Origin of the sequence: Yersinia enterocolitica (assembly GCA_002082245.2) — a bacterium.
Taxonomy (GTDB): Bacteria; Pseudomonadota; Gammaproteobacteria; order Enterobacterales; family Enterobacteriaceae; genus Yersinia; species Yersinia enterocolitica_E.
Genome location: NBTC02000002.1, coordinates 3,787,665 through 3,812,069, shown reverse-complemented (window position 1 = coordinate 3,812,069; position 24,405 = coordinate 3,787,665). Strand labels below are relative to the sequence as shown.

Genomic DNA, 24,405 nt, shown 5'->3' with positions numbered 1-24,405 from the left:
TTGAGATTTAAAGCAGAATTAACCAAAACAAGGTGTCGCGAAGATAACCAATAGCAAAACGAGGCGTTGCGAGCGGCAGTAGCTGTATATAAGACCCAACGAAAAAAGGTGCGCCAAAGCGCACCAACCATCTAGCCATATTCGGCAGTGCCGGGATTTAACCCTTGCCTTTTACACTACCAATAAAGGTTTTTCGGGCTGAAGTTGAGCCCAAATGTTCCGCCTCGTTCAACAATTTCAGCGCCTTATCGACATCACCGGCTTTCACCGCATCTTTAATCGCCTGGTTGAAGTAGTTTTCAGTGTCGCTCAGCATTGGCTCCGCAGGTTTTATCGGTGCGGGTACTGCGGCTGGCGTAGGTTGAACCGCACTGCCGACCACGACTGGAGCCGAAGCCGGTGCTGACTGTATTAAGCCAATCATAACGTTGCCCATCCCCTGCTCAGCAGTTGCCTTGATTTTCAGGTTGCCTGTCGGGGTGTGTTTCGCAATAGGATCTGGGATATCCGGTACCGCATTGCCGACACCCATGGCATAAGCTTTAGCCGGATCAAGTAACTTGGTGGTTTTTGCTAAATCGTCACGGGTGGTATAAACCAGCAGATAAATTTGTTTCTGGCCCAGTGCCGGGGTCAGTTTCATCACCCCTTGCAGACGATCACTGGTCATAATGCCCGCTTTTTCATAAGTGAAATAGCTGGATGGATAGTAAGCCGCTGGGCGCATTTGCTCGTCCAGCACTAAAACGCTAGGGGAAAAGAGCTGATTATCAGTCACTAAACTGCTAAGTGTAATCTCCATCGATCCACGATCGGCGGGTAAAGCAAAAGCGGCAACAGCCCCTTCAATATTCCCTTGAGAGATTTGTGGACTCGCCGCAGTCAGTTTGATGTCCTGCGTAGTCGGTGGCACTAATGGCTGCCATGGTAACTGCTGTAAGGTGGCGGTACTGATCGTCGGCGCGATAGAAACATTCGCCGGAGAAATAGTTGACTCTGCTTGCACCGCCAGAGGTGCTGTAACCCCTAAAGCCAATGCCAGACAAAGTGACAGTAGATTCTTTTTCATTGTTATTACCCTCATACATTGAGCGTCAGCGCTAACTGTGCACAGGCAAGGTCGGCAGAGTTAACCAAATCCCCGTCATACTTCAAGCTGCATGGGCGTTGGCTGCAACTCGAATTATTTAGGGCATCTCACTTTTCTTGTTTAAACAATCAAACAGCCGCCCCAAAGGGCGGCTGCATCATGCTGTTACCACCAAGCTTCGAATTGCGCACCAAAGGTGACTTCGTTGCTCTTACCGCGGCTATCAGTACCGATAGTCCCGTTTTGTGCCAGACCGTTGTCCGCGCTACCGCTGACATCGTTATAGCCCCACTTCTCATCCCAGTTGGCATAAGTTGCGAAGACACGAATTGCCGGGCGTGACCAGATGCTATCGCCTGCCTGCCACTGTTGTGCCAGAGTCAGTTTGTACTGGCCGTTACGGTCACCGGTACGTTGTGACTTAACATTGTCGTAGCCCGCTTCCAGCAAGGTACTCATGATTGGGGTCCATTTGTACATCGGACGCACCCCCACGCTGTACCAAGTGGTGCCGTTTTGGTTGTCCCAGTCAGTGTCCTGATACAACGCGACGTACATCATGTCCCACTTCTCAGCCAGGTTGATGGCACCGTGGTCGATAACACGTAATCTGTTACCGTTGTTATTAACGTTTGCACCTTCAGAGTGACCTGATTGTGATGATGTCATTGAATCTGTTGCGTATTGCACCACGAACTTGTTAAAGCCACCCATCATGCTTTGGGTATGTTCAACCGTCAGCATGACACCATCTTTAGAGGCATCAGGAGCTAACGCGTAGTCGTCCTGAGTATTGGCGCGGCCATAATCCACACCAAACTCCAAAGTGCCGCCTGGGTTAGTTTCTAAACCGGCTAAACGCACATCGAACACATCATTAGCAGTGTGGTCAGCATCTTTACGGGCATTATCGATCCAGGCACTTGAACCACCCGCTTCTGAGTTACGGGTTGCTGCCAGAGATAACTTACCGAAGCCCAGATCAATAGCTTCTACACCTGCACCTGGACCTGAGATATCCCAGTAGTAGAAGTCAATCATATGGACGTCATGACGTTGATAGAAGCGTTTACCGGCCCACATGGTGGAACCCGGTAACCATTCGATCAGGTTTTTACCCTGCACGTTAGCCTCACGGAATGCAGGAGATGTTGACTCCCAGTCATTCTGTTGTGAAACGGAATACGCCACGTTGGTATCGAAGTAGAAGCTCTTGTCGCCTTCTTTCCACAATTCCTGGCCTAATTTAATTTCCGCATACGTTTCACACTCGTTACCCAGACGGTATTTACTTTGGGCGCCAGTGGCTTTGAAACATTGCTGTTCGCCACCGCTTCCTGTCCAACCGATACCGGAACGTGCATACCCGTGGAAATCAACAGCCATAGCTTGAGTAGAAAGAACACCAGCGGCAACAGCCAGTGCTATCGGTAACTTGCGCAGAGTAGTCATCAGTAATCTCCTGTTATATTTGCCTGTCGGCATGCGTGCTTTACATTCTGCTTTGGCTAGACGCCCAGTTCCTGGTACAACCGCTTACACGCAGTGCCGTCCTCACGGAACAGATGACAGCGTTGCGGCGGCAGGCCAATAGCGAATGTTGCACCTTCTTCTACCAGCACCACGTCGTTCTGGCGGTAGACCAGGTTCTGACGTATTGCCGGGATTTGGATGTGAATTTGAGTTTCATTACCCAGTTGCTCTACCACCTGAATCTCACCTTCCAGCGTGACTTCAGAGGCACTGCTTGGCAGCAGATGTTCCGGGCGAATACCCAAAGACATATTTGCACCGACCTGAACCTGAGTACCTTCCACCGGCAGCCACACTAACTGGCCATTTGGATTTGGCAGTTCAATCTGTACCTGACGAGGTTCAACGGCGGTCACTTTAACCGGTAAAAAATTCATTTTTGGCGAGCCAATAAAGCCCGCGACAAAGCGATTAGCTGGGTAGTGATACAGCTCCAGCGGCTTGCCGACCTGCGCAACATTGCCGGCATCCAGCACCACAATCTTGTCTGCCAGCGTCATCGCTTCCACTTGGTCATGGGTGACGTAAATCATGGTGCGTTGCAGGCGCTTGTGGAGGCGCGAGATCTCAATGCGCATCTGCACCCGCAGTGCCGCATCTAGGTTGGACAGGGGTTCATCGAGCAGGAATACATCCGGCTCAGCGACCAGTGTCCGGCCAATTGCCACACGCTGGCGTTGACCACCGGATAGCGCTTTTGGCCGCCGGTCCAGCAGGTGAGCCAGTTGCAGCACTTCGGCTACCTGATTCACCCGTTGGTTAATTTCGGCTTTCTTCGCACCCGCCAATTTCAGACCGAACGACATGTTCTCTGCTACCGACAGATGGGGATAAAGTGCATATGACTGAAACACCATGCCAATACCGCGTTCAGATGGCGGCACTTCGTTCATCCGTTTGCCACCAATCAGCAGCTCACCCGAGGTTATGTCCTCAAGACCGGCAATCATCCGCAGCAGCGTTGACTTTCCACACCCTGATGGGCCAACAAACACCACAAACTCACCGTCATCGATTTCCAGATTGATATCTCTGGAGATCACCGCCTCACCAAAGGCCTTATAAACGCCGCTCAGCGTTACATTAGCCATCTGTTACTCCTTTGCTTACGCAAACAACTTTTCATATGAACCTGAATGAAGAAAAATGGCGGAAGCAAACCCCGGCATAACCCATCGATTACTCCCAGCCCCTGATGACTCTCGCACTACGCGTCGTACCGCCATGCTTAGAGCAGGTTGCCTCGGACGACGTCGCGGCCTGAGTATAGGGCTGCACATTGCTTAACGCTTCAAGGTGCTGATCTGTCTGGGTGATAATTAACCGAACAACCACATTTTGTTGGCGACGGTGTTTCAATGCTGCCGATAGTGCGCGAGTGGCACTATTTGGTAATCATCCGTAACAAAGTTTTTCATGGGGGAGGAGATGGGAGGATGAGGGAACGACCCGCGTGGGCAGAAGTTCCACTGGAAAGACAAATACGTGATCTGGCTTGCAAATTTCGACCTGCATTAATGTGTCTGACACCACAGAATAGGCAGCAGTGTTAACTGGGTCACAATAACCTGCTGGGGGGCGTAGAGGGGGGGAGGATGATGGTATATCCGGTTGTGACTCAATATGTCGGCGTAGTGTTTTGGTCAGTGTAATAAATAATTTGCAGCCCAACATTTTTTGCAGCGCTGCCACACCCTCCTCACTTAGTGATTCACGGCTACACCAGCCTGAAAATGGGCTACAGAATTCGCAGCTAATGATTCACAAGAAAGTCGATACCCACAAAATTGGATAAAAGGATTGGATTATGACTCGCAGCTTCACAAAATCCGGCATTGGTAAGACCGCACGTGTTTTGGCTCTTTCAGCATTAGCCACGCTGGTGCTCTCTTCCTCTGCTTTTGCCAAGATTGAAGAAGGTAAACTGGTTATCTGGATCAATGGCGATAAAGGTTATAACGGGTTGGCGGAAGTCGGTAAGAAGTTCGAGAAAGATACCGGCATCAAAGTCACTATCGAGCATCCAGATAAATTGGAAGAAAAATACCCGCAAGTGGCTGCCACTGGCGATGGCCCGGACATTATCTTCTGGGCTCATGACCGCTTTGGCGGTTACGCACAATCCGGTTTACTGGCTGAGCTACACCCTTCTAAAGCCTTCCAAGATAAACTGTTCCCATTCACTTGGGACGCCGTTCGCTTTAATGGCAAACTGATTGGTTACCCGGTCGCGGTTGAAGCACTGTCTCTGATTTACAATAAAGACTTAGTGAAAGAAGCACCAAAAACGTGGGAAGAAATCCCAGCGCTGGATAAAACCCTGCGTGCCAATGGCAAGAGCGCCATCATGTGGAACCTACAAGAACCGTACTTCACCTGGCCGGTTATCGCCGCTGACGGTGGCTATGCCTTCAAACTCGAAAACGGTGTATATGATGTGAAAAACGTTGGCGTGAACAATGCTGGCGCGAAAGCGGGTCTACAATTTATTGTCGATCTGGTGAAGAACAAGCACATCAATGCCGATACAGATTACTCCATTGCAGAAGCGGCCTTCAACAAAGGCGAAACAGCAATGACCATCAATGGCCCATGGGCATGGTCCAACATTGATAAGAGCAAAATCAATTACGGTGTGACCTTGCTGCCAACCTTCCACGGCCAGCCATCCAAACCGTTCGTCGGCGTGTTGACTGCCGGTATTAACGCCGCCAGCCCGAATAAAGAACTGGCAACTGAATTCCTGGAGAACTACCTGTTAACTGATCAGGGTCTGGCTGAAGTGAATAAAGACAAACCTCTGGGCGCAGTGGCACTGAAATCATTCCAGGAACAACTGGCAAAAGATCCACGCATTGCTGCAACCATGGATAACGCCACCAAGGGTGAAATCATGCCAAATATTCCACAAATGGCGGCTTTCTGGTATGCCACCCGCAGTGCGGTACTGAACGCCATCAGCGGGCGTCAGACAGTTGAAGCGGCATTGAACGACGCAGCAACGCGTATTACCAAATAACAGTTTCACCTGCAAAAGGGCACGATTCGTCGTGCCCAGCACCACTTGCTGTAACACTATAACAATACTCAAAGTACGAAGGGAATATTATGCAGTTATCCCACACCGAGTTCGAAAGTCGTAAAAAGAAAACCGCCTGGTGGCAGAGTGATGTGCTTAAATGGCTGATTATCGGCACATTAAGTCTATTCACCTGCTACTTGATCGTCTTGATGTATGCTCAGGGTGAATATCTTTTTGCCATCGTGACGCTAATTTTGGTGAGTCTGGGGCTGTATGTCTTTGCCAATCGTCGCGCCTATGCCTGGCGCTATGTTTATCCCGGCGTGGCAGGTATGGGGCTGTTTGTGCTGTTCCCACTGATTTGCACTATCGCTATCGCTTTTACCAACTACAGCAGTACCAACCAATTAACCTTTGAGCGTGCCCAATCAGTATTAATGGATCGGCAGTTTCAGACCGGTAAAACCTTTACCTTTGGCCTTTATCCCAGTGATAACCAATGGCGTTTGCAGCTTACCAACCCTGATGACAGCTCTGTTCTGATTTCCGCACCTTTCAGCCTTGATACGACGGGTGAGAAAAAAATCACAGTCGCCCCCACCAGCACTGAACAGACCGGCGAACGCGCGTCACTGCGTATCATTACTCAGAATCGCCAGGCACTCGCTGAGTTGGTGGCACTGCTGCCCAGTGGTGGCGAACTGCGCATGAGTTCACTGCGCCAGTTTTCAGCGACCAGCCCGCTCTATAAACTGGGCGCTGACGGTAAAGAGCTGCTCAATCAGCAAACCGGGGTTATCTATCGGCCAAACCCTGATGTCGGTTTTTACCAAGCCATTAACGCCGACGGCCAGTGGCAAAACGAAAAACTCAGTCCCGGCTTTACTGTCACTATCGGCTGGAAAAACTTCCTGCGGGTGCTGCATGATGAAGGGATACAGAAGCCTTTTATCTCCATCTTTATCTGGACCATTATTTTCTCGCTACTGACCGTGGTACTGACCGTTGCCGTCGGTATGGTTTTAGCCTGCGTGGTGCAATGGGACTCGTTGAAAGGCAAAGCGGTTTATCGCGTGCTGTTAATACTGCCCTATGCGGTACCGTCGTTTATTTCAATCTTGATTTTCAAAGGGTTATTTAACCAAAGCTTTGGTGAAATCAACCTGATGCTAAGTAGCCTGTTTGGCATCAAGCCCGCCTGGTTCAGTGACCCTATTACCGCGAAAAGCATGATTTTGATCGTCAACACCTGGCTCGGCTATCCCTACATGATGATTCTGTGCATGGGGCTACTCAAAGCGATTCCCGAGGACTTATATGAAGCCTCGGCAATGGATGGCGCAGGCCCGTTCCAGAACTTCTTCCGTATCACGTTGCCACTGCTGATTAAGCCGCTGACACCGCTGATGATTGCCAGCTTCGCCTTTAACTTTAACAACTTTGTGTTGATTCAGTTATTGACCAATGGCGGCCCGGATATGATTGGCACCACCACGCCAGCAGGCTATACCGACTTGCTGGTCAGCTACACCTACCGTATTGCCTTTGAAGGGGGCGGCGGCCAGGACTTTGGCTTGGCGGCAGCGATTGCCACCCTGATTTTCATTCTGGTCGGCGCGCTCGCGATACTGAATCTGAAAGCCAGCAAAATGAACTTTGACTAAGGAGGAGATGCAAATGGCAATGGTTCAACCTAAATCCCAGCGTTTGCGTCTATGGGGCACTCATTTTCTGATGTTGTGCTTTATCGCGCTGATTATGTTCCCGTTACTGATGGTAATTACCATCTCGCTGCGGCCCGGCAACTTTGCGACCGGTAGCCTGATCCCAGATCAGATTTCATGGGAACACTGGAAACTGGCGCTGGGTATGAGTGTGACTCACGCTGATGGTAGCGTAACCCCACCGCCGTTCCCGGTGATGTTGTGGTTATGGAACTCCATCAAGATTGCGGTCATTACCGCCATTGGGATTGTCACGCTCTCCACTACCTGCGCTTACGCCTTTGCCCGCATGCGTTTTCGCGGTAAAAGCACCCTGCTGAAAGGCATGTTGATCTTCCAGATGTTCCCAGCAGTGCTGTCACTGGTGGCGTTATATGCTTTATTCGACCGTATCGGACAGTATCTGCCATTTATCGGGCTGAATACCCACGGCGGGGTGATTTTTGCTTATATGGGCGGCATCGCCCTGCACGTCTGGACCATCAAAGGCTATTTCGAAACCATTGATAACTCACTGGAAGAAGCCGCGGCACTGGATGGCGCAACCCCATGGCAAGCTTTCCGACTGGTGCTGTTACCCCTGTCGGTACCGATTTTAGCCGTGGTGTTTATTCTGTCGTTTATCGCTGCTATCACCGAAGTCCCGGTGGCATCACTGCTATTGCGTGATGTGAACAGCTACACGCTGGCGGTGGGTATGCAGCAATATCTGAATCCGCAAAACTATCTGTGGGGCGATTTCGCCGCTGCTGCGGTACTGTCTGCCATTCCCATCACCGCAGTCTTCCTGCTGGCACAACGCTGGCTGGTAGGTGGCTTAACGGCCGGTGGGGTGAAGGGTTAACGATATCATCATTCTAAATTTCATCACCCAATACCCAAAGTAATTGGAATTGTAGCAAGGCAACAAACGAGTGAAGCCCGATGAGCTGACTTAGGTCAGTGATTCGGGTGAGAGAGTGCAGTAAACAAAGCTACAATTTCAAGTAAGAAGGGTATTTTTTCCCTCTGGTACTGTGTCTTTAGGGCGGCCGTAATGGCCGCCATTTTTATTCTCTTTTTAATCTTTCGGTATTCGCCAAATACAACGTCACCACCAGCAACAATATCGAACCAGAATAAATTAATGTATCGATTGGGTTTTCATGATCAACGATGATCAAGCGGATAATCGCGGTGATGCCGATATAGATAAAATAGCGCAACGGGAAGTGATAACCCGACTCAAAATACTTAACAATCAAAGCAATAAACTCAAAGTACAGGAAATAAATTACAATCCCTTCAATCAGCATGTAAGAAGATGCATCCTGATTATTGACGAATAAGACCTTACCAAGATGGAAGGTTTCTTTTATCAAAAAGACCACCAAAATAGCGGCCAATGCAATCAACCCCACATTCAGTAAACGCTGTAGATTTTTGGCTATCCATTGAGAACGCGAATTTTTGGCCATAAATACTCCCATTGAAAGTAGGTGAAATAATCCGGGCCGAAAAAAAGCCCCTTACTGGGTAAGGGGCTAATAAGCACGGATCAAAGAGCTTAAGCCCGCAAGCTTAACGCCAGTTCTTGAAACGGTTAATCAACGCATTGGTAGAACTGTCATGACTGGTTACGTTTTTATCATCTGTCAGTTCTGGCAAGATGCGATTAGCCAGTTGTTTACCCAGCTCAACACCCCATTGGTCGAAGGTATAGATATTCAGGATAATCCCTTGGGTGAAGATTTTGTGTTCATACAGCGCAATCAATGCACCCAGGCTGAACGGCGTAATTTCACGCAGCAGGATGGAGTTGGTTGGGCGATTGCCTTCAAACACTTTAAATGGCGCGACATGAGCCACTTGCTCAGGGGTTTTGCCTGCCGCAGCAAATTCAGCTTCAACTTCAACTAGTGATTTGCCAAATGCCAGTGCTTCGGTCTGGGCAAAGAAGTTCGACAGCAGCTTCGCGTGATGATCACTCAGTGGGTTATGACTGATAGCCGGTGCAATAAAGTCACAAGGAACCAATTTGGTGCCCTGATGGATCAACTGATAGAACGCATGTTGGCCGTTAGTACCTGGTTCACCCCAGATAATAGGGCCGGTCTGGTAATCCACTGGGGTACCGTTACGATCCACATACTTACCATTAGATTCCATATTGCCCTGCTGGAAGTAAGCTGGGAAACGGTGCATGTACTGATCGTAAGGCAGGATAGCTTCGGTTTCTGCACCGAAGAAATTGTTATACCAGATGCCGATCAATGCCAGCAGGATAGGCAGGTTGTGCTCCGCAGACGTTTCGGCGAAGTGTTTATCCATGGCATGCGCACCACTCAGCAGTTGTTCGAAGTGTTCGAAACCAACCGACAGCGCGATAGACAAACCAATGGCGGACCACAGCGAGTAACGGCCACCAACCCAATCCCAGAATTCAAACATATTGTTGGTATCAATGCCAAACTCACCCACAGCTTTGGCATTGGTCGACAATGCAGCAAAGTGTTTGGCGACATGTTCCACAGAAACCGCAGTAGACAGGAACCAGTCACGCGCACTGTGGGCGTTGGTCATGGTTTCTTGGGTAGTGAAGGTTTTTGATGCCACCAGGAACAGCGTGGTTTCTGGGTTCAACGGTTTCAACGTTTCAGCAATATGGGTGCCGTCAACGTTTGAAACGAAATGCATATTCAGATGATTTTTGTACGGGCGCAGTGCTTCAGTCACCATGTAAGGGCCGAGATCTGAGCCGCCGATACCGATGTTCACCACATCAGTAATCGCCTTGCCGGTATAACCTTTCCAGTCACCGCCAATCACGCGGTCACAGAACTGTTTCATTTTAGCCAGCACCGCATTCACTTCTGGCATCACATCCTTGCCATCCACCACAATCGGGGTGTTAGTGCGGTTACGCAAAGCAATATGCAGTACTGCGCGGTCTTCAGTGCGGTTTATTTTTTCACCGGAAAACATGGAGTTAATCGCACCGGCCAGATCAGTTTCCTTCGCCAGAGCTTGCAGCTTTTCCATGGTTTCGCTGGTAATGCGGTTTTTGGAGAAATCCACCAGCATTTGATCATCAAAAGTGGCTGAAAACTTGCTAAAACGCTGGTCGTCCTCGGCAAACAGACTGCTGATGGTGACATCTTTCATCTGCTCAAAGTGTTGCTGTAACGCTTTCCAGGCAGCGGTTTGACTAGGATTAATATTTTTCATAGCGGCGCTCTTCTAGGCTTAAGGATAATGAAACGAATGGGTTAATTGTATCCTGTTCGGGTGTGATTGAGATCTCTTTTCTTGCGATAGGTGCTATCTCTCGAAACAACACTTGATCTCATCCCTGTTTTCGCAGTGTGTCATTGTCTAACAGTATCTATTGCCAAAGTAATGGTAGTGGCAGGTAGGCAGCAAGCAAACGCATCCCGATGAGCTTACTCGGGTAAGTGAACGTAGCTAACACTCCAGCAGCTTCAAGTACCAAGGGAATAGTCAATTTAGTGATATCACAGCGCATATTATTAAAGATGAAAATACCTCATAGCCATTTCATTGACAGAAAGTCGATAACCCGTTATTTCCTTGTACAGAGATAAATACTGATGCCCTCCAAGATGGCATCCCTGATACGAGGTTTTTTTAGATGATTCAAGCAGCACCCCAGCAGAGCCGCAGCGCCCCTTCTGCGACCGTGGTTGCCAAATTTGGTGGCACCAGCGTGGCAGATTTTGCTGCCATGAGTCGCAGCGCCGATGTGGTTTTATCGAACCCGGACGTTCGTTTGGTTATCTTGTCAGCTTCGGCTGGAATTACCAATCTGTTGGTCGCCCTTGCCGATGGCTGTGAGCCTGAAAAGCGTGAACTTCATTTAGCAGAAATTAGTCGAATTCAATCCGATATTCTAGCCAAACTCGGCAATCCGGTGGTTATCCGCGATGAAATTGAACGCATGCTGGAAAACATCGCCATGCTGTCTGAAGCGGCCAGTCTGGCAACGTCTGCGGCGTTAACCGATGAACTGGTGAGTCACGGCGAATTGATGTCTACACTGCTGTTTGTCGAGCTAATACGCCAGCGTCAGGTGGCAGTGGAATGGTTTGATGTACGTAAAATCATGCGAACCAATGACCGTTTTGGTCGTGCTGAACCGGATACCCAATTGCTGTCTGAATTAGCTCAAACGCAATTGGCCCCGCGTATCGCGCAGGCCATTGTTGTCACACAAGGCTTTATCGGCAGTGAAAGCAAAGGGCGCACCACTACCCTTGGCCGTGGCGGTAGCGATTACACCGCCGCGTTACTGGGTGAAGCACTGAATGTTGGCCGCATTGATATCTGGACAGATGTCCCTGGGATTTATACCACCGATCCACGGGTGGTTCCGGCAGCAAAACGCATCGATAAAATTGCTTTCGAAGAAGCGGCTGAAATGGCGACATTTGGTGCCAAAGTCTTGCATCCGGCCACCCTGCTGCCAGCCGTGCGCAGTGATATTCCAGTGTTTGTCGGCTCAAGCAAAGACCCAGCGGCTGGCGGCACCTTAGTCTGTAATGAAACCGAGAGTCCACCACTGTTCCGTGCCTTGGCATTGCGCCGCAAACAGACGCTGCTGACCTTACATAGCCTGAATATGTTGCATGCACGTGGTTTTCTGGCGGAAGTATTTAATATTCTGGCGCGCCACAATATTTCAGTTGATTTGATAACCACCTCTGAGGTGAGTGTCGCACTAACTCTCGATACTACAGGCTCGACATCAACGGCAGGCAGTCTGCTGACTACCTCACTGCTGACTGAACTCTCCTCACTATGTCGGGTTGAAGTGGAAGAGAATCTGGCGTTGGTAGCGATTATCGGCAATAACCTGTCACAAGCTTGTGGCGTCGGTAAGGAAGTATTCGGTGTCCTTGACCCATTCAATATCCGCATGATTTGCTATGGCGCCAGCAGCCATAACCTGTGCTTCCTAGTGCCAGGGAATGATGCTGAAAAAGTGGTGCAAACCCTGCATCACAATCTGTTTGAGTAACAATTTATTTGAATAATACGCTGTTTGAATAACACGGCTTGAGTCAGAGTAAAAACTAACTATACACTGCTAACAACAACAAGCTGATAACACTGACCGGGCGATTTCGTCCGGTTTTCTTATATCTGACACTGACGACTAAGGACTTTCGCTTCATGTTAGTAAAAATCACCCGGCTGTTCCCGCTGTGGGCGCTGCTGCTGTCAGTCGCGGCCTATTTCCGCCCGACCACCTTTATCGGTATCGGGCCTTATGTCGCCCCGTTACTAATGTTGATCATGTTTGCTATGGGGGTCACTCTGCGGCTGGATGATTTCAAGCGTGTACTCTCGCGCCCAGCACCGGTAGCCGCGGCAACTTTCCTGCATTATCTGATTATGCCGCTCACTGCCTGGATTCTGGCGATACTATTCCGTATGCCACCGGACTTGTCTGCCGGTATGGTACTGGTAGGCAGCGTTGCCAGTGGGACAGCATCTAATGTGATGATTTATCTGGCCAAAGGAGATGTCGCGTTATCAGTGACCATCTCTGCGGTTTCTACCCTGGTGGGGGTTTTTGCCACGCCATTACTGACCCGTTTATATGTCGACGCCACCATCAGTGTTGACGTCGTGGGAATGCTGAAAAGTATTCTGCAAATCGTGGTCATCCCTATTAGCGCAGGGCTGATTATCCATCACACCTTTACTAAAACGGTGAAACGCATTGAGCCTTATCTACCGGCGATGTCGATGGTCTGTATTGTCGCTATCATTAGTGGCGTGGTCGCCGGTAGCCAGAGTCATATCGCTTCAGTGGGTTTCGTGGTGATTATTGCGGTTATCCTGCATAACGGTATTGGCCTGTTAAGTGGTTACTGGGGCGGGAAACTGTTCGGCTTTGATGAATCTACCTGCCGCACACTGGCCATTGAAGTCGGTATGCAAAACTCAGGACTCGCGGCTACGTTGGGTAAAATTTACTTCTCGCCACTGGCTGCCCTACCCGGCGCATTGTTCTCGGTCTGGCATAACCTCTCCGGTTCACTACTGGCGGGCTACTGGTCAGGTAAACCAGTAGAGAAAGATAAAAAGTAATACCAAAGAGTATAAATGCCCGAACCATTCGGGCATTTTCAATTTTTCTGTTTCTTTTTATTCCCCGCTTTAGACAGAAAAACAACATCAATAACACCCAGCATTACCCTGATAATATTTAAAATAATTCTGAAAACAGTCACTCAATAACCGCTTAATATTAAAAAATTATTATCTTTCCCTTCTCTCTGAATATTCCTTAATTATTATCCTCAATCCGCCGTCTCTACTCTTTAGGGACGGTAATAGTGCTGCCCGTAAATTTGACTCAAGGACGGAAAGTACTGGGTCCACTCATCGCGTTATACCCAGGAAATTCCCCCCACAAACATCATGATAAAAAAACGTACCGCATTATGTTTTTTATTGAGCACGGGCGCTCACGCTAACATGACTCCGGGGGTAGATATTCCCTCTCCGATCAATGAATCACGCCAGAACTTACAGAACAGCAGCACTGAAATTAATCACTTAATAGAAGAGCGTCGTCTGCCTCATGTTAAACAGCCTGAGGCAGAGATAGAAACGCCCGAAAATAGTGCACCTGAATTAGATGATAACGCGCAATGTCTTCCCATTAGCGGCGTCTATATTCAGGGTATTACCTTATTGACTGAGGCGGATTTAGAGACTTTAAGCCCAATACCGGAGCAATGTATTGGTAGCGAAAACATTAATCTGTTGGCGCGTGAACTCACTCAACTTTATCTTAACAAAGGTTATATTACCGCCCGCGTCCAGTTTATTCCTCCCGATAACGAGGGCGAATTGGGTTTCGATGTAACTGAAGGTTTTATTGAGAGCATCGAAAGTGTTGACCCAGAATTAAACGGTGAAAATGTTTTCCCCAATATGATCGGGGAACCATTAAATATTAAACAACTCGACCAAGGGCTCGATCAAGCTAACCGTTTACCCTCCAATAAAATAACTGTTGATATTTTACCAGGAAAAGAGGCGGGCGGCTCAATTCTCAGATTGAGTAATATCCGGTCAAAACCCTGGCATCTGACAACATCCCTGGATAATTATGGTAATAAAAGTACCGGTAAATGGTTAAGCCGCAATGCATTTTCTTTCGATAACCCCCTTGGGTTATCAGATTCTCTCAGCTTAAATATCAGCAGTACCACCGATAATCCACAGAAAAACCATAGCCGCGCCTATTCACTGTTTTATTCCGTTCCTTATGGCGCATTGACCTTTAGTGGGTTTGGCAGTTATTCCGAATACCTTTATCCGGTGCAGTTACAATTCAATACCATCGAACTACAAGGTAAAACCCAGCAGCATGGCTTACGCACCGATTATGTTTTCTATCGCGACCAAGACCAAATTAATGGCTTAAGCGCACAACTAACCTATAAACAGGCTGAAAACTACTTTAACGAACAGAAAATCGCCGTCAGCAGCCCGACACTGACGGTATTTGAATTAGGTATTAATCATCTGCACATCCTGCCCACCGGCATATTCAATGTGAATGTCAGCATTGAACAGGGATTATCCTTATTGGGTGCAGATCAAAACATATCAGCCAGCTATCAAGACAGCCAATTCACCAAAGCTAAAGCCGCTGTGACTTCCAATCAATATTTCAAACTGTTTGATGATTTCTATCTGTTTAGCAATCAGTTCTATGGCCAATACACCCGTGACCGATTACCGGGCGTTGAATGGTTGAGCGTCACCGACAGCAACGCTATTCGTGGCTTTAGTCGCAATACCTTATCGGCGGATCGAGGCTGGTATCTCCAGAATACCTTGTCGCGCAACTTTACACTCGGCAACACCACCCTAACCCCGCGGTTAGGGGCAGATGTGGGTCGTATACAACAATCATCGCCAGGCTGGAGCAGTGCTATGGGGTTAAGTGCCGGCATCAATCTCAGTTACCGCGATATCAAACTGGATATTGAAGCCAGCCGTGGCCACTTATTGTCCGGTAAAACAGAGAATAAAGACCCTACTCAGATTCTGGCGCGCTTCTCTTATTCCTTTTAATTAATCCGCTGCCAGCGAAAGCCAATTTTTATCAATACCAAACTATATGACAAAAATGGAGAAGTAAAAATGAAACAAAATAAGTTCAAGCTCTCCCCGGCAGGAAAGCTGGCGGCAGCCGTTGCTATTATTTCAGTATCAGTGGCCACCTGTTATGCTGCTGGGATTGTCGGTGCCGGTGATCCTGCCCACAATCCAGCAATTAATACGGTAAATGGCGTCCCAGTCATCGATATCGTAAAACCCTCAGCATCGGGGTTATCACATAACCAATATAATGAATTTAACGTTAACAAAGCGGGAGCCGTGCTTAATAACTCTCTCAGTACCGGTCAATCACAACTTGTCGGGCAATTATCTGCCAACCAGAACTTAAATGGTCAAGCAGCCAGTATTATTTTGAATGAGGTTATCAGCCGTAACCCTTCATTATTATTAGGTAAGCAGGAAGTCTTTGGCATGGCAGCTGACTATATTCTGGCTAACCCTAATGGAATTACCTGTAATAGCTGTGGTTTTATTAATACCAATCGAAACTCACTGGTAGTCGGTAATCCGCTAGTAGATCAAGGTAATTTACAAGGCTTTGATACTCGCAATAACACCAATTTATTAAATATAACAGGTTATATATCAACAGTTGGGCCAATAGACTTAATTGCGCCACGTATTAATATGCTGGGAGATGTAGACTCCAGAGAGAGCATTAACATCATCCTCGGGAAAAATAAAGTTAGCGTTGACGGGGAGATATTAGAATCACAAAAATATGTGGATTCAGCATACGACAGTAAAATATTTGGTGGTATGCAGGCCAATAGAATTCGTATTGTTAACACCGCAGAAGGTAATGGGGTAAATATGTCAAGTGGGTATTCTGCCCGTGACTCGATAGAAATTTTAACACCGGGAAGATTGAATCTTGATGTTGATTCCGATCCAAATTTGAATTATAACCCGACCCCCGCCAACTTAAGCGGTAAAGATATCACAGTCAGCGCCGGTGATATCTTTACTTCAGGCGATATTATTGAATCATCTTCTGGCGGTTCGACAACACAGACACTCAAACGCACCAAAATTAAAGGCGCAAATATTTCAATTATTGCCAAGAAAAAAAATCATCTTAGTGCCGCCATCATTGATGGTAAAAACATCACTATTCAAGGTGGGGATATTAAACTGGATACAGAGAAACTCACTAATACACAGGCCAATGGCTATTCAGAAAAGGGTGGGTGGGGGCTACATAACTGGAGCAAATCTGAAGATAATAAAAACCAACAACAAACAGTTATTGGAACCACTATTATTGCGGAGAATAACATCTTTCTTAAATCAACCAAAGGGGATATAAAATTATCAAGCTCTTCTGTAAGGGCAGGCGATAATCTTTCAGTCAAAGCGGAAAAAGATTTACAACTCAAAGGCCAGATTGAACAAAGCTCAAAGCATGAAAAAGGCCATAACTATGTGCAAATGAGAGAGGATAAATCTTGGGACAATAAAGAAAACACTCAAACACTCAATAAAACCATGCTACAAGCCGATGGGAATTTGGGTTTAACGGCAGAAGGAAAAATTACCGGCAATGGTGTTAAGGCATCAGCTGGCGGCGATTTATTAATCAATGCCAATGAAGTCAAGATTGATGTGGAAAAGACCAAAAATCAGAAAACAACAAATGGTAAAAATGAACAAAATTTAGGGCTAGGGGGTATCGATCATAATAACAACAATAAGAATGCAGAAACCAATCACCGTTCTGAAATAATCGCTGATGGAACAATTCTAGTTATAGGTAATAAAGGTGTTTCCATTACCGGCAGTCAAGTCAAAGGTACCAAAGATGGTTATATTCAGGCAGATCAAGGCGGCATTAAGATTGATAACGCCATTAGTACCACCACCACTAAAATTGATGAGCGTACCGGTGTCGCCTTTAATATTACTGGCAGTTCCCATAAAGCCAATAATAGCGATGAAAAAGTTATCGGCAGCGAATTAGCGTCAGATGCTAATCTCAAAATAATCAGTAAAGATAATGTTGATGTTATTGGCAGTATGGTAGCAAGTGCCGGTGAACTGGGTATTGAAACGCTAGGTGAAGTTAATGTTAAAGCCGCTCAAGCCCAACAGAAAATTGATGAGCAGAAAAGCAAACTTACTATCTCGGGCTTTACCAGCGATGATGGTAACAACCAATACCAGGCAGGTTTGAAACTGAATCACAGCAGTGAGAGCGAAAAAACTGACAGCATCAAAAATCACGCTGCGTCACTGCAAGGTGGCACAGTCAAACTGGACGCCCAAAAAGACATCACATTTATCGGCTCTAACATCACTGCCACCAAAGGCGATGCAGAAATTAAAGGCGAAAATGTTTCATTTGTCGCTACGCAAGACACTCTCTCCAGCAATAAAACCAAAGAAACCGTTGGGGTTGATTTCCACTACACCGGCGGCATGGATAAAGCCGGCAGTGGTGTAAACGTAGGCTACGAAGATACCCAAACCAGCACTGACAAATCAACCTCCGTGGTCTCGGGTTCACAGGTAGCGGGTAATCTGAATATCACCGCAACACAAGACGTCACCAATCAGGGAACGGACCATAACGTCGGTGGCGCTTATCAGGCTCAGGGCAATAATATCCATAATCTGGCCGCTGAGAATAGTGAAAAAACGCATACCAAAACCACCAAGGTTGATGTCGGTTATGAGGCCAATATTGCTTATGGCGAAGTGACCCGCCCGGTTGAAAAAGTGATAGCCGATGGGCAAAAACTGGATATTGGCGGCATGGTTGAAGCGGTAGGCGAAGTGGGCGCGCCTAACGCTGGGATAGATCTTGCGGCTAAAGGTGGAACCAAAGAGACCCACCTCAACAGTAACCAATCTGTCGTAACATCAATCAAAGGCGGTAACATCGCGCTCAATGCCAACGGCGAAGTCAAAGATCAAGGCACAAAATATCAAGCGGACAAAGGAGCCATTACGCTGGATGCATCGCGTCATACCTTTGAAGCTACCGTTAATCGTGTTGACCAACATGTTACAGAAACCTTCGGCGAAGCAGATATTCGAGTTTACACCTCTACAGGCAAAGACATTACCCTTGATGGTAAGGGCAAAGGGGGATCGACAGATCAGCATATAAAAGGTGAAATTGCGCAAGTTGGTAGCATGAACGCAGCAAATGGCGTCAATATCAATGTGAAACAGGATGCGAGCTATCAAGGCACAAATATCAATGCAGGTAGTGGCAAAACTACGGTTAGCGCAGGCGGTAATATTGTTTTTGATCAAGTCACTAACCACACCAGTGAAAACCATAATAACGTTGAGGCTAATGCCAAAGCGAACCTTGGTACTAACGTCGGCAGTAAAAACTTCGGTGCCGGTTTAGGTGGCGGTAACAGTAAGGGGCAAAGCAGTACCTCCGTTGCCCAAGTCAGTCATCTGCAAGGCCAGCAAGGTATTGAGCTGAATGCAGGGAAAGATTTGACACTCACCGGCACCTCGTTCGACAGTAAAGAACAAGCTACCGGTGATATTCTGCTGGCAGCCGGTGGCAAAGTCGATATTCTGGCCGCGCAATCACAGGGGTCGAAGCAGGATATGACCTGGTCAGCCAGTGCCAATGCGGGTATGAGTACAAGCAGTGGTACCGATAAAAATGGTAAAGGGATAAAGGCAGGCGCAGAAGTTAACGTTGCTAATAAAGACGAGTCAGCCACCAAACATCAAGGCAGTGTGATTAACAGCAATGGCGCAGTCAACATTAAAGCTGGCGGTCACGATAACCAAGCCATCCATATGCAAAATGCCAATATCACCAGCCAGCAAACCACACTGACGGCAGATAATGGCGGCATCATGCTGGAGTCAGCACAAGACCAGGAACACAAAAACAACTGGAACTTCACAGCCGGCGCCAATGGCAACCAAAATAGCTCTTTCAATAAAGATGATAAAGGGGTGGTCGACAAGCAAAGTAGCGAAAAACTCCATAATATCAGCGCTAAATTGGATGTCGGTGTTGAAAAACTGAATGCTGTAATGCAACAAAACACCCATATCAATAGCAACAATATCGCCCTGAATAGCGCCAAAGACACTGCTCTGGCGGGTGCTATGCTCAAAGCTAATGATATTACTGGCACTATCGGCGGTAACTTGAAAGTGCAAAGCCGTGAAGATGTCCGACAGGAAGTTAATGTCAACACTGGCTTGAGTTTCAATCACAGTAACGAGAAACAAGACAGTATGATTAATCAGGTAGCCGATGCGACCCCAATCGGCTCGGATAAAGTGAAAAAAACCCTGACCACTAAATCCAATAAGTTATTCGATAAAGTTAAAAAGCAATATGACCAAGTTTCAAGCTACTTTGGTTCTAAAGAAGAAGATAACGTACAACCCCTCAGCTATACCAAAAAGGGGAGCAATGAAACGCTAACCGAGTCTAAGGAAGAAGCAGAAACCGAAGATAAATGGTGGCAGAAAGGTGCCAAAGCAGCAGGCAAAAAAATCAAAAGTAATGTTCAGGATGAACAAGTCAAAGGTGGCAGCGGCAAAGCTAAAGTTGAAGTGGAAGTCGTTGAAAATAAAGCGGTTGAAGAACAATCAGCCATTAGCGGCACACAGTCAGTTAATTTGAACGTAGCCGGTAAAACTGAACTAATCGGTGGAAAAATAACCAATAGAGACAGCGATGTAAACTTACAAACCAATGGTCTGGAATTACAGGATATCAACGGCAAACACACCCAGGGCGGAGCGAGAGTAAATGCATCGTCTAAAGTTACCGAGATAATTGGTGGTGGCGTCAGTGAAATGATGGAAGGCAAAACACCGCTGCTAGGCGCTCATGGTGGCTCCGAACAGAAAAATGCCGTAGCCGGTGTGACGCGAGGCTAAAGCGCGCAAACCACTTGGTTAAAGAGCATTAAAAAAGGAGATAGTCATCACGGCTATCTCCTTTCATTTTACTTAACAACTAACTTAACTATCAGTCGGCATCATAACCCAAGTTCGGGGCTAACCAGCGCTCAACCTCCGCTACCGGCATCCCCTTACGGGCGGCATAATCTTCCACCTGATCACGCTGAATCTGTGCCACCGCAAAGTATTTACTGTCTGGATGGCTGAAATACCAGCCTGATACCGAGGCACCCGGCCACATGGCGTAGGATTCGGTCAACTTCATGCCAGTGTGAGTTTCTACATCCAGCAACTGCCAGATTTGGCCTTTTTCAGTATGTTCCGGGCAAGCCGGATACCCCGGTGCTGGGCGAATCCCTTGGTAGTTCTCGCGCACCAATTCCTCGTTGCTCAGGTTTTCATTCGGTGCAAAGCCCCAATACACCTTACGTACCCGCTCATGCAGATATTCTGCAAAAGCTTCTGCCAGACGGTCTGACAAGGCCTTAATCATGATTTTATTGTAATCATCATGCTGAGCATCATAAGCCTCGGCCAAGGCATCTTCTTCCAAGCCACCAGTGACAGCAAATGCTCCGTAGTAATCAATCTTGCCACTAGATTTAGGTGCAACATAATCTGCCAGGCAATAGTTCGGGAAGTCGGTCTTCTCGGTTTGTTGGCGCAGATGATGGCTGACCACCAGCACATCCTCACGCCGCTCATCGCGATAAACTTCGATATCATCGCCGACGCTGTTAGCTGGGAATATCCCCACCACGCCTTTCGGATGCAGCAAGTTTTCTGCCGACAATTTATCCAGCAGTTCATTGGCATCGGCAAATAGGCGTTTAGCCTCTTCGCCGACCACCTCATCTTCCAAAATACGTGGGTATTTACCCGCCAACGACCAGGTCATAAAGAATGGCGTCCAGTCGATATAATTGCGCAGAGTTTCGATACTGGCCTCGACAGGCTGCACACCTAATTTATGGGCGACTGGCGGCGTATAACTTTCCCAATCGATTACGGTTTGGTTATCCCGCGCGATTTGTAAACTGACCGGCGGAGTTCGCGGTTTTTTACGTGCATGCTGAATACGGACGGTTTCATATTCTTTGCGCGTTTTTGCTACGAAATCATCACGCTGCGTGTCAGATAACAACGCTGAAACCACGCCAACGCTGCGTGAGGCATTGGAGACGTAAGTGGTGGAACCACTGTAGTTCTGTTCGATTTTAACCGCGGTATGGGCTTTCGAGGTGGTCGCGCCGCCAATCAATAACGGCAAGGTAAAACCCTGTCGCTCCATCTCTTTGGCAACGTTAACCATTTCATCCAGCGACGGGGTTATCAGGCCGGACAAGCCGATGATATCGACCTTTTCCTCCCGCGCCGTGCGCAGGATTTTTTCGGTCGGCACCATCACACCCAGATCGATGATCTCATAGTTATTACACTGTAAAACCACACCCACAATGTTTTTGCCGATATCGTGCACATCACCTTTAACCGTTGCCAGCAGGATTTTGCCCGCGGTAGTGCCTTTCTGCTTACTGGCTTCAATATAAGGTTCGAGATAGGCTACTGCCTGTTTCATCACTCGGGCAGATTTTACCACTTGTGGCAGGAACATTTTCCCTTCACCGAACAGGTCACCAACCACATTCATCCCGGCCATCAATGGCCCTTCGATAACCTCGATTGGCCGCTCAGCCTGCTGACGGGCTTCTTCGGTATCCAGCTCGATAAACTCAGTGATGCCTTTAACCAGTGAATATTCCAGCCGTTTTTTTACATCCCAGCCACGCCACTCCGCTTGTTGAATTGCCACTTCACCACTTTTGCTGCTGCGATATTTTTCGGCCAGATCCAACAACCGCTCAGTGCTGTCGCTACGGTGATTAAGGATCACATCTTCCACCGCATCACGCAGCTCATCCGACAGATCATCATAGATCGCCAGTTGGCCAGCGTTGACGATCCCCATATCCATGCCATTACGGATAGCGTAATAGAGGAAAACAGCATGGATCGCCTCACGTACCGGATCATTACCGCGGAATGAGAAGGAGACGTTGGAGACACCACCTGAAATCATGGCATGAGGGAGCTCAGCTTTGATATCGGCGCATGCTTCAATAAAGTCGACCGCATAGTTGTTATGCTCTTCAATCCCCGTCGCCACGGCGAAAATATTGGGATCGAAGATGATGTCTTCCGGCGGGAAGCCGACAGTTTCGGTCAATATCTTATAAGCGCGGCGGCAGATTTCGATTTTACGCGCACGGGTATCCGCCTGCCCGGTTTCATCAAATGCCATCACAACCATGGCAGCACCATAACGGCGCACCAGCTTAGCGTGATGGATAAAGGCAGCTTCGCCCTCTTTCATCGAAATAGAGTTAACAATTCCTTTGCCTTGAATACATTTCAGGCCTTTTTCGATCACATCCCACTTAGAGGAGTCGATCATGATTGGCACCCGGGCGATATCTGGTTCACCGGCAATCAGATTGAGGAAGCGCATCATCGCGGCTTCTGCGTCCAACATCCCCTCATCCATATTGATATCGATGATCTGCGCGCCGCTTTCAACCTGTTGGCGGGCTACATCCAGCGCTTCATCATATTTATCTTCTTTTATCAGCCGCTTAAAACGAGCCGAACCGGTGACGTTGGTGCGCTCGCCGACGTTAACAAATAGCGAGTTGGCATCGATAGTCAGCGGTTCCAGACCAGCCAGACGGCAAGCCACTGCAATATCCGGCAACGGGCGCGGAGTGACGCCAGCGACGGCTTTAACCATCGCCGCAATATGTCGTGGTGTGGTACCACAACAACCACCGACAATATTCAAAAATCCAGCCCGTGCCCACTCACCAATCTGTTCGGCCATCTCTTTGGCTTCCAGATCGTATTCACCAAAAGCATTAGGCAAACCGGCATTCGGGTGCGCACTGACATAATATTCAGAGATACGGGATAACTCCGCCACATATTGACGTAATTCATCCGGCCCCAACGCGCAGTTCAGGCCAAAAGAGAGCGGTTTAACGTGGCGCAGCGAGTTATAAAAAGCTTCTGTGGTTTGGCCTGATAATGTCCGGCCCGAGGCATCGGTAATAGTGCCGGAAATCATCACCGGCAACAGCACACCCATGGCTTCAAATTCAGACTCAACAGCAAAGGTAGCCGCTTTTGCATTAAGGGTATCGAAGACCGTCTCGATCATAATCAGATCAACACCACCTTCAATCAAGGCGCGGGTAGACTCCCGATAAGCCTCAACCAACTGATCAAAACTGACATTACGGAACGCCGGATCATTAACTTTAGGCGAGATCGACGCGGTACGGTTGGTTGGGCCAAGAACCCCGGCAACATAGCGCGGCTTTTCTGGGGTACGGGCGGTCCATTCATCAGCGCAAATCCGAGCCAACCGAGCAGCTTCATAGTTAATTTCGGCTGACAGCGACTCCATCTGATAATCCGCCATCGCAATGGTGGTGGAGTTAAATGTATTGGTTTCGAGAATATCAGCGCCCGCTTCAAGGTAGGCATTGTGAATGGCGATAATGACTTCCGGTTTAGATAGCACCAATAAGTCGTTGTTGCCTTTCAGATCACTTGGCCAATCAGCAAAGCGCGCTCCACGATAATCAGCCTCTTCCAGCCGATAGCTCTGGATCATCGTGCCCATACCACCGTCCAGCACCAGGATCCGTTGTGCCAGTTGCTGATGCAATTGCTTAACCTTATTGTTTAATACTGTGTCCACCACTGTCTGTCGCCTCTTTACCCTGTTGCTTTGCCATTACCCGACGCATCTTGGTTGTTTATTTGTATCAGACATGCTGAAAAATTCATCCCTATATACCCAATAGATTTCGAGTTGCAGGTCGGCGGCAACGAAATGAACCCAAGGAGTTGAGATAACTCAATGACTTGGGTGAGTGACGGCAGCCAACAACCCTGCATCTTGAAAGATGACGGGTATAAACCCGTCT

Annotated in this window: 14 protein-coding genes and 1 pseudogene; 7 read left to right on the top strand and 8 right to left on the bottom strand. The window is 48.0% G+C overall.

The genetic code is table 11. The annotated features are described in order from the left end of the window. Window positions 1–157 precede the first annotated feature (157 nt). From A6J66_018915 to A6J66_018900, 4 genes and pseudogenes are all read right to left on the bottom strand, one after another. Window positions 158–1,069 carry a maltose operon protein MalM gene (locus tag A6J66_018915; GenBank protein PNM26045.1) on the bottom strand — a complete coding sequence of 304 codons (912 nt, stop codon included), beginning with the start codon at window positions 1,067–1,069 and terminating at the stop codon, window positions 158–160. Window positions 1,070–1,255: 186 nt separating this feature from the next. Then, window positions 1,256–2,542, bottom strand: coding sequence for a maltoporin LamB (lamB, locus tag A6J66_018910; GenBank protein PNM26044.1), 1,287 nt, complete (start codon window positions 2,540–2,542; stop codon window positions 1,256–1,258). 56 nt (window positions 2,543–2,598) lie between these two features. Then, window positions 2,599–3,714, bottom strand: a complete 1,116-nt coding sequence (locus tag A6J66_018905) for a maltose/maltodextrin ABC transporter ATP-binding protein MalK (GenBank protein ID PNM26043.1) — start codon at window positions 3,712–3,714, stop codon at window positions 2,599–2,601. Further along, window positions 3,702–3,901 (bottom strand): annotated as a pseudogene (locus A6J66_018900) (hypothetical protein). Before A6J66_018900 ends, A6J66_018905 begins: the two are co-directional and overlap by 13 nt. 529 nt (window positions 3,902–4,430) lie before the next feature. Between A6J66_018900 and A6J66_018895 the strand changes: the two are divergent. The 3 genes from A6J66_018895 to A6J66_018885 all read left to right on the top strand — a co-directional run bounded on the left by A6J66_018895 (window position 4,431) and on the right by A6J66_018885 (window position 8,213). Further along, window positions 4,431–5,642: a maltose/maltodextrin ABC transporter substrate-binding protein MalE gene (locus tag A6J66_018895; protein ID PNM26042.1), complete on the top strand. Its 1,212-nt coding sequence runs from the start codon at window positions 4,431–4,433 to the stop codon at window positions 5,640–5,642. Between the two features lie 89 nt (window positions 5,643–5,731). Continuing rightward, window positions 5,732–7,309, top strand: a complete 1,578-nt coding sequence (locus A6J66_018890; protein PNM26041.1) for a maltose ABC transporter permease MalF — start codon at window positions 5,732–5,734, stop codon at window positions 7,307–7,309. A gap of 13 nt (window positions 7,310–7,322) precedes the next feature. Continuing rightward, a complete protein-coding gene (locus A6J66_018885; GenBank protein ID PNM26040.1) occupies window positions 7,323–8,213 on the top strand; it encodes a maltose ABC transporter permease MalG in 891 nt (296 codons plus the stop codon). Between the two features lie 205 nt (window positions 8,214–8,418). Here the strand turns inward: A6J66_018885 and A6J66_018880 are convergent, their stop codons facing one another. The 3 genes from A6J66_018880 to A6J66_018870 all read right to left on the bottom strand — a co-directional run bounded on the left by A6J66_018880 (window position 8,419) and on the right by A6J66_018870 (window position 10,874). Further along, window positions 8,419–8,826 (bottom strand): phosphate-starvation-inducible protein PsiE, encoded by a 408-nt coding sequence (locus A6J66_018880; GenBank protein ID PNM26039.1) that lies wholly within the window; start codon window positions 8,824–8,826, stop codon window positions 8,419–8,421. A 103-nt stretch (window positions 8,827–8,929) separates the two neighbouring features. Further along, window positions 8,930–10,576, bottom strand: a complete 1,647-nt coding sequence (locus A6J66_018875) for a glucose-6-phosphate isomerase (protein PNM26038.1) — start codon at window positions 10,574–10,576, stop codon at window positions 8,930–8,932. Between the two features lie 157 nt (window positions 10,577–10,733). Then, on the bottom strand, window positions 10,734–10,874 hold the full coding sequence (locus tag A6J66_018870) for an RNA polymerase subunit sigma-70 (protein PNM26037.1): 141 nt from the start codon (window positions 10,872–10,874) through the stop codon (window positions 10,734–10,736). 126 nt (window positions 10,875–11,000) lie between these two features. Between A6J66_018870 and A6J66_018865 the strand changes: the two genes are divergently transcribed. The 4 genes from A6J66_018865 (at window position 11,001) to A6J66_018850 (ending at window position 20,392) form a co-directional block, all read left to right on the top strand. After that, a complete protein-coding gene (locus A6J66_018865; protein PNM26036.1) occupies window positions 11,001–12,386 on the top strand; it encodes a lysine-sensitive aspartokinase 3 in 1,386 nt (461 codons plus the stop codon). 155 nt (window positions 12,387–12,541) lie between these two features. Then, window positions 12,542–13,465 (top strand): ketopantoate/pantoate/pantothenate transporter PanS, encoded by a 924-nt coding sequence (panS, locus tag A6J66_018860; GenBank protein ID PNM26035.1) that lies wholly within the window; start codon window positions 12,542–12,544, stop codon window positions 13,463–13,465. 333 nt (window positions 13,466–13,798) lie between these two features. Next, window positions 13,799–15,469, top strand: a complete 1,671-nt coding sequence (locus A6J66_018855; GenBank protein PNM26034.1) for a ShlB/FhaC/HecB family hemolysin secretion/activation protein — start codon at window positions 13,799–13,801, stop codon at window positions 15,467–15,469. 69 nt (window positions 15,470–15,538) lie between these two features. Then, the gene (locus tag A6J66_018850) at window positions 15,539–20,392 is read left to right on the top strand and encodes a filamentous hemagglutinin N-terminal domain-containing protein (protein PNM26033.1); all 4,854 of its coding nucleotides are present in this window, start codon (window positions 15,539–15,541) and stop codon (window positions 20,390–20,392) included. Window positions 20,393–20,483: 91 nt separating this feature from the next. Here A6J66_018850 and A6J66_018845 read toward each other — a convergent pair whose 3' ends face one another. Continuing rightward, window positions 20,484–24,179, bottom strand: a complete 3,696-nt coding sequence (locus A6J66_018845) for a methionine synthase (protein PNM26032.1) — start codon at window positions 24,177–24,179, stop codon at window positions 20,484–20,486. Window positions 24,180–24,405: the final 226 nt, after the last annotated feature.

What these genes read in the sequence shown, in the direction of transcription:
- panS (PNM26035.1), top strand. Translation starts at nt 12,542, where the DNA reads ATGTTAGTAAAAATCACCCGGCTGTTCCCGCTGTGGGCGCTGCTGCTG.
- A6J66_018915 (PNM26045.1), bottom strand. Translation starts at nt 1,069, where the DNA reads ATGAAAAAGAATCTACTGTCACTTTGTCTGGCATTGGCTTTAGGGGTT.
- A6J66_018895 (PNM26042.1), top strand. Translation starts at nt 4,431, where the DNA reads ATGACTCGCAGCTTCACAAAATCCGGCATTGGTAAGACCGCACGTGTT.
- lamB (PNM26044.1), bottom strand. Translation starts at nt 2,542, where the DNA reads ATGACTACTCTGCGCAAGTTACCGATAGCACTGGCTGTTGCCGCTGGT.
- A6J66_018890 (PNM26041.1), top strand. Translation starts at nt 5,732, where the DNA reads ATGCAGTTATCCCACACCGAGTTCGAAAGTCGTAAAAAGAAAACCGCC.
- A6J66_018870 (PNM26037.1), bottom strand. Translation starts at nt 10,874, where the DNA reads ATGCGCTGTGATATCACTAAATTGACTATTCCCTTGGTACTTGAAGCT.
- A6J66_018905 (PNM26043.1), bottom strand. Translation starts at nt 3,714, where the DNA reads ATGGCTAATGTAACGCTGAGCGGCGTTTATAAGGCCTTTGGTGAGGCG.
- A6J66_018875 (PNM26038.1), bottom strand. Translation starts at nt 10,576, where the DNA reads ATGAAAAATATTAATCCTAGTCAAACCGCTGCCTGGAAAGCGTTACAG.
- A6J66_018850 (PNM26033.1), top strand. Translation starts at nt 15,539, where the DNA reads ATGAAACAAAATAAGTTCAAGCTCTCCCCGGCAGGAAAGCTGGCGGCA.
- A6J66_018885 (PNM26040.1), top strand. Translation starts at nt 7,323, where the DNA reads ATGGCAATGGTTCAACCTAAATCCCAGCGTTTGCGTCTATGGGGCACT.
- A6J66_018865 (PNM26036.1), top strand. Translation starts at nt 11,001, where the DNA reads ATGATTCAAGCAGCACCCCAGCAGAGCCGCAGCGCCCCTTCTGCGACC.
- A6J66_018880 (PNM26039.1), bottom strand. Translation starts at nt 8,826, where the DNA reads ATGGCCAAAAATTCGCGTTCTCAATGGATAGCCAAAAATCTACAGCGT.
- A6J66_018855 (PNM26034.1), top strand. Translation starts at nt 13,799, where the DNA reads ATGATAAAAAAACGTACCGCATTATGTTTTTTATTGAGCACGGGCGCT.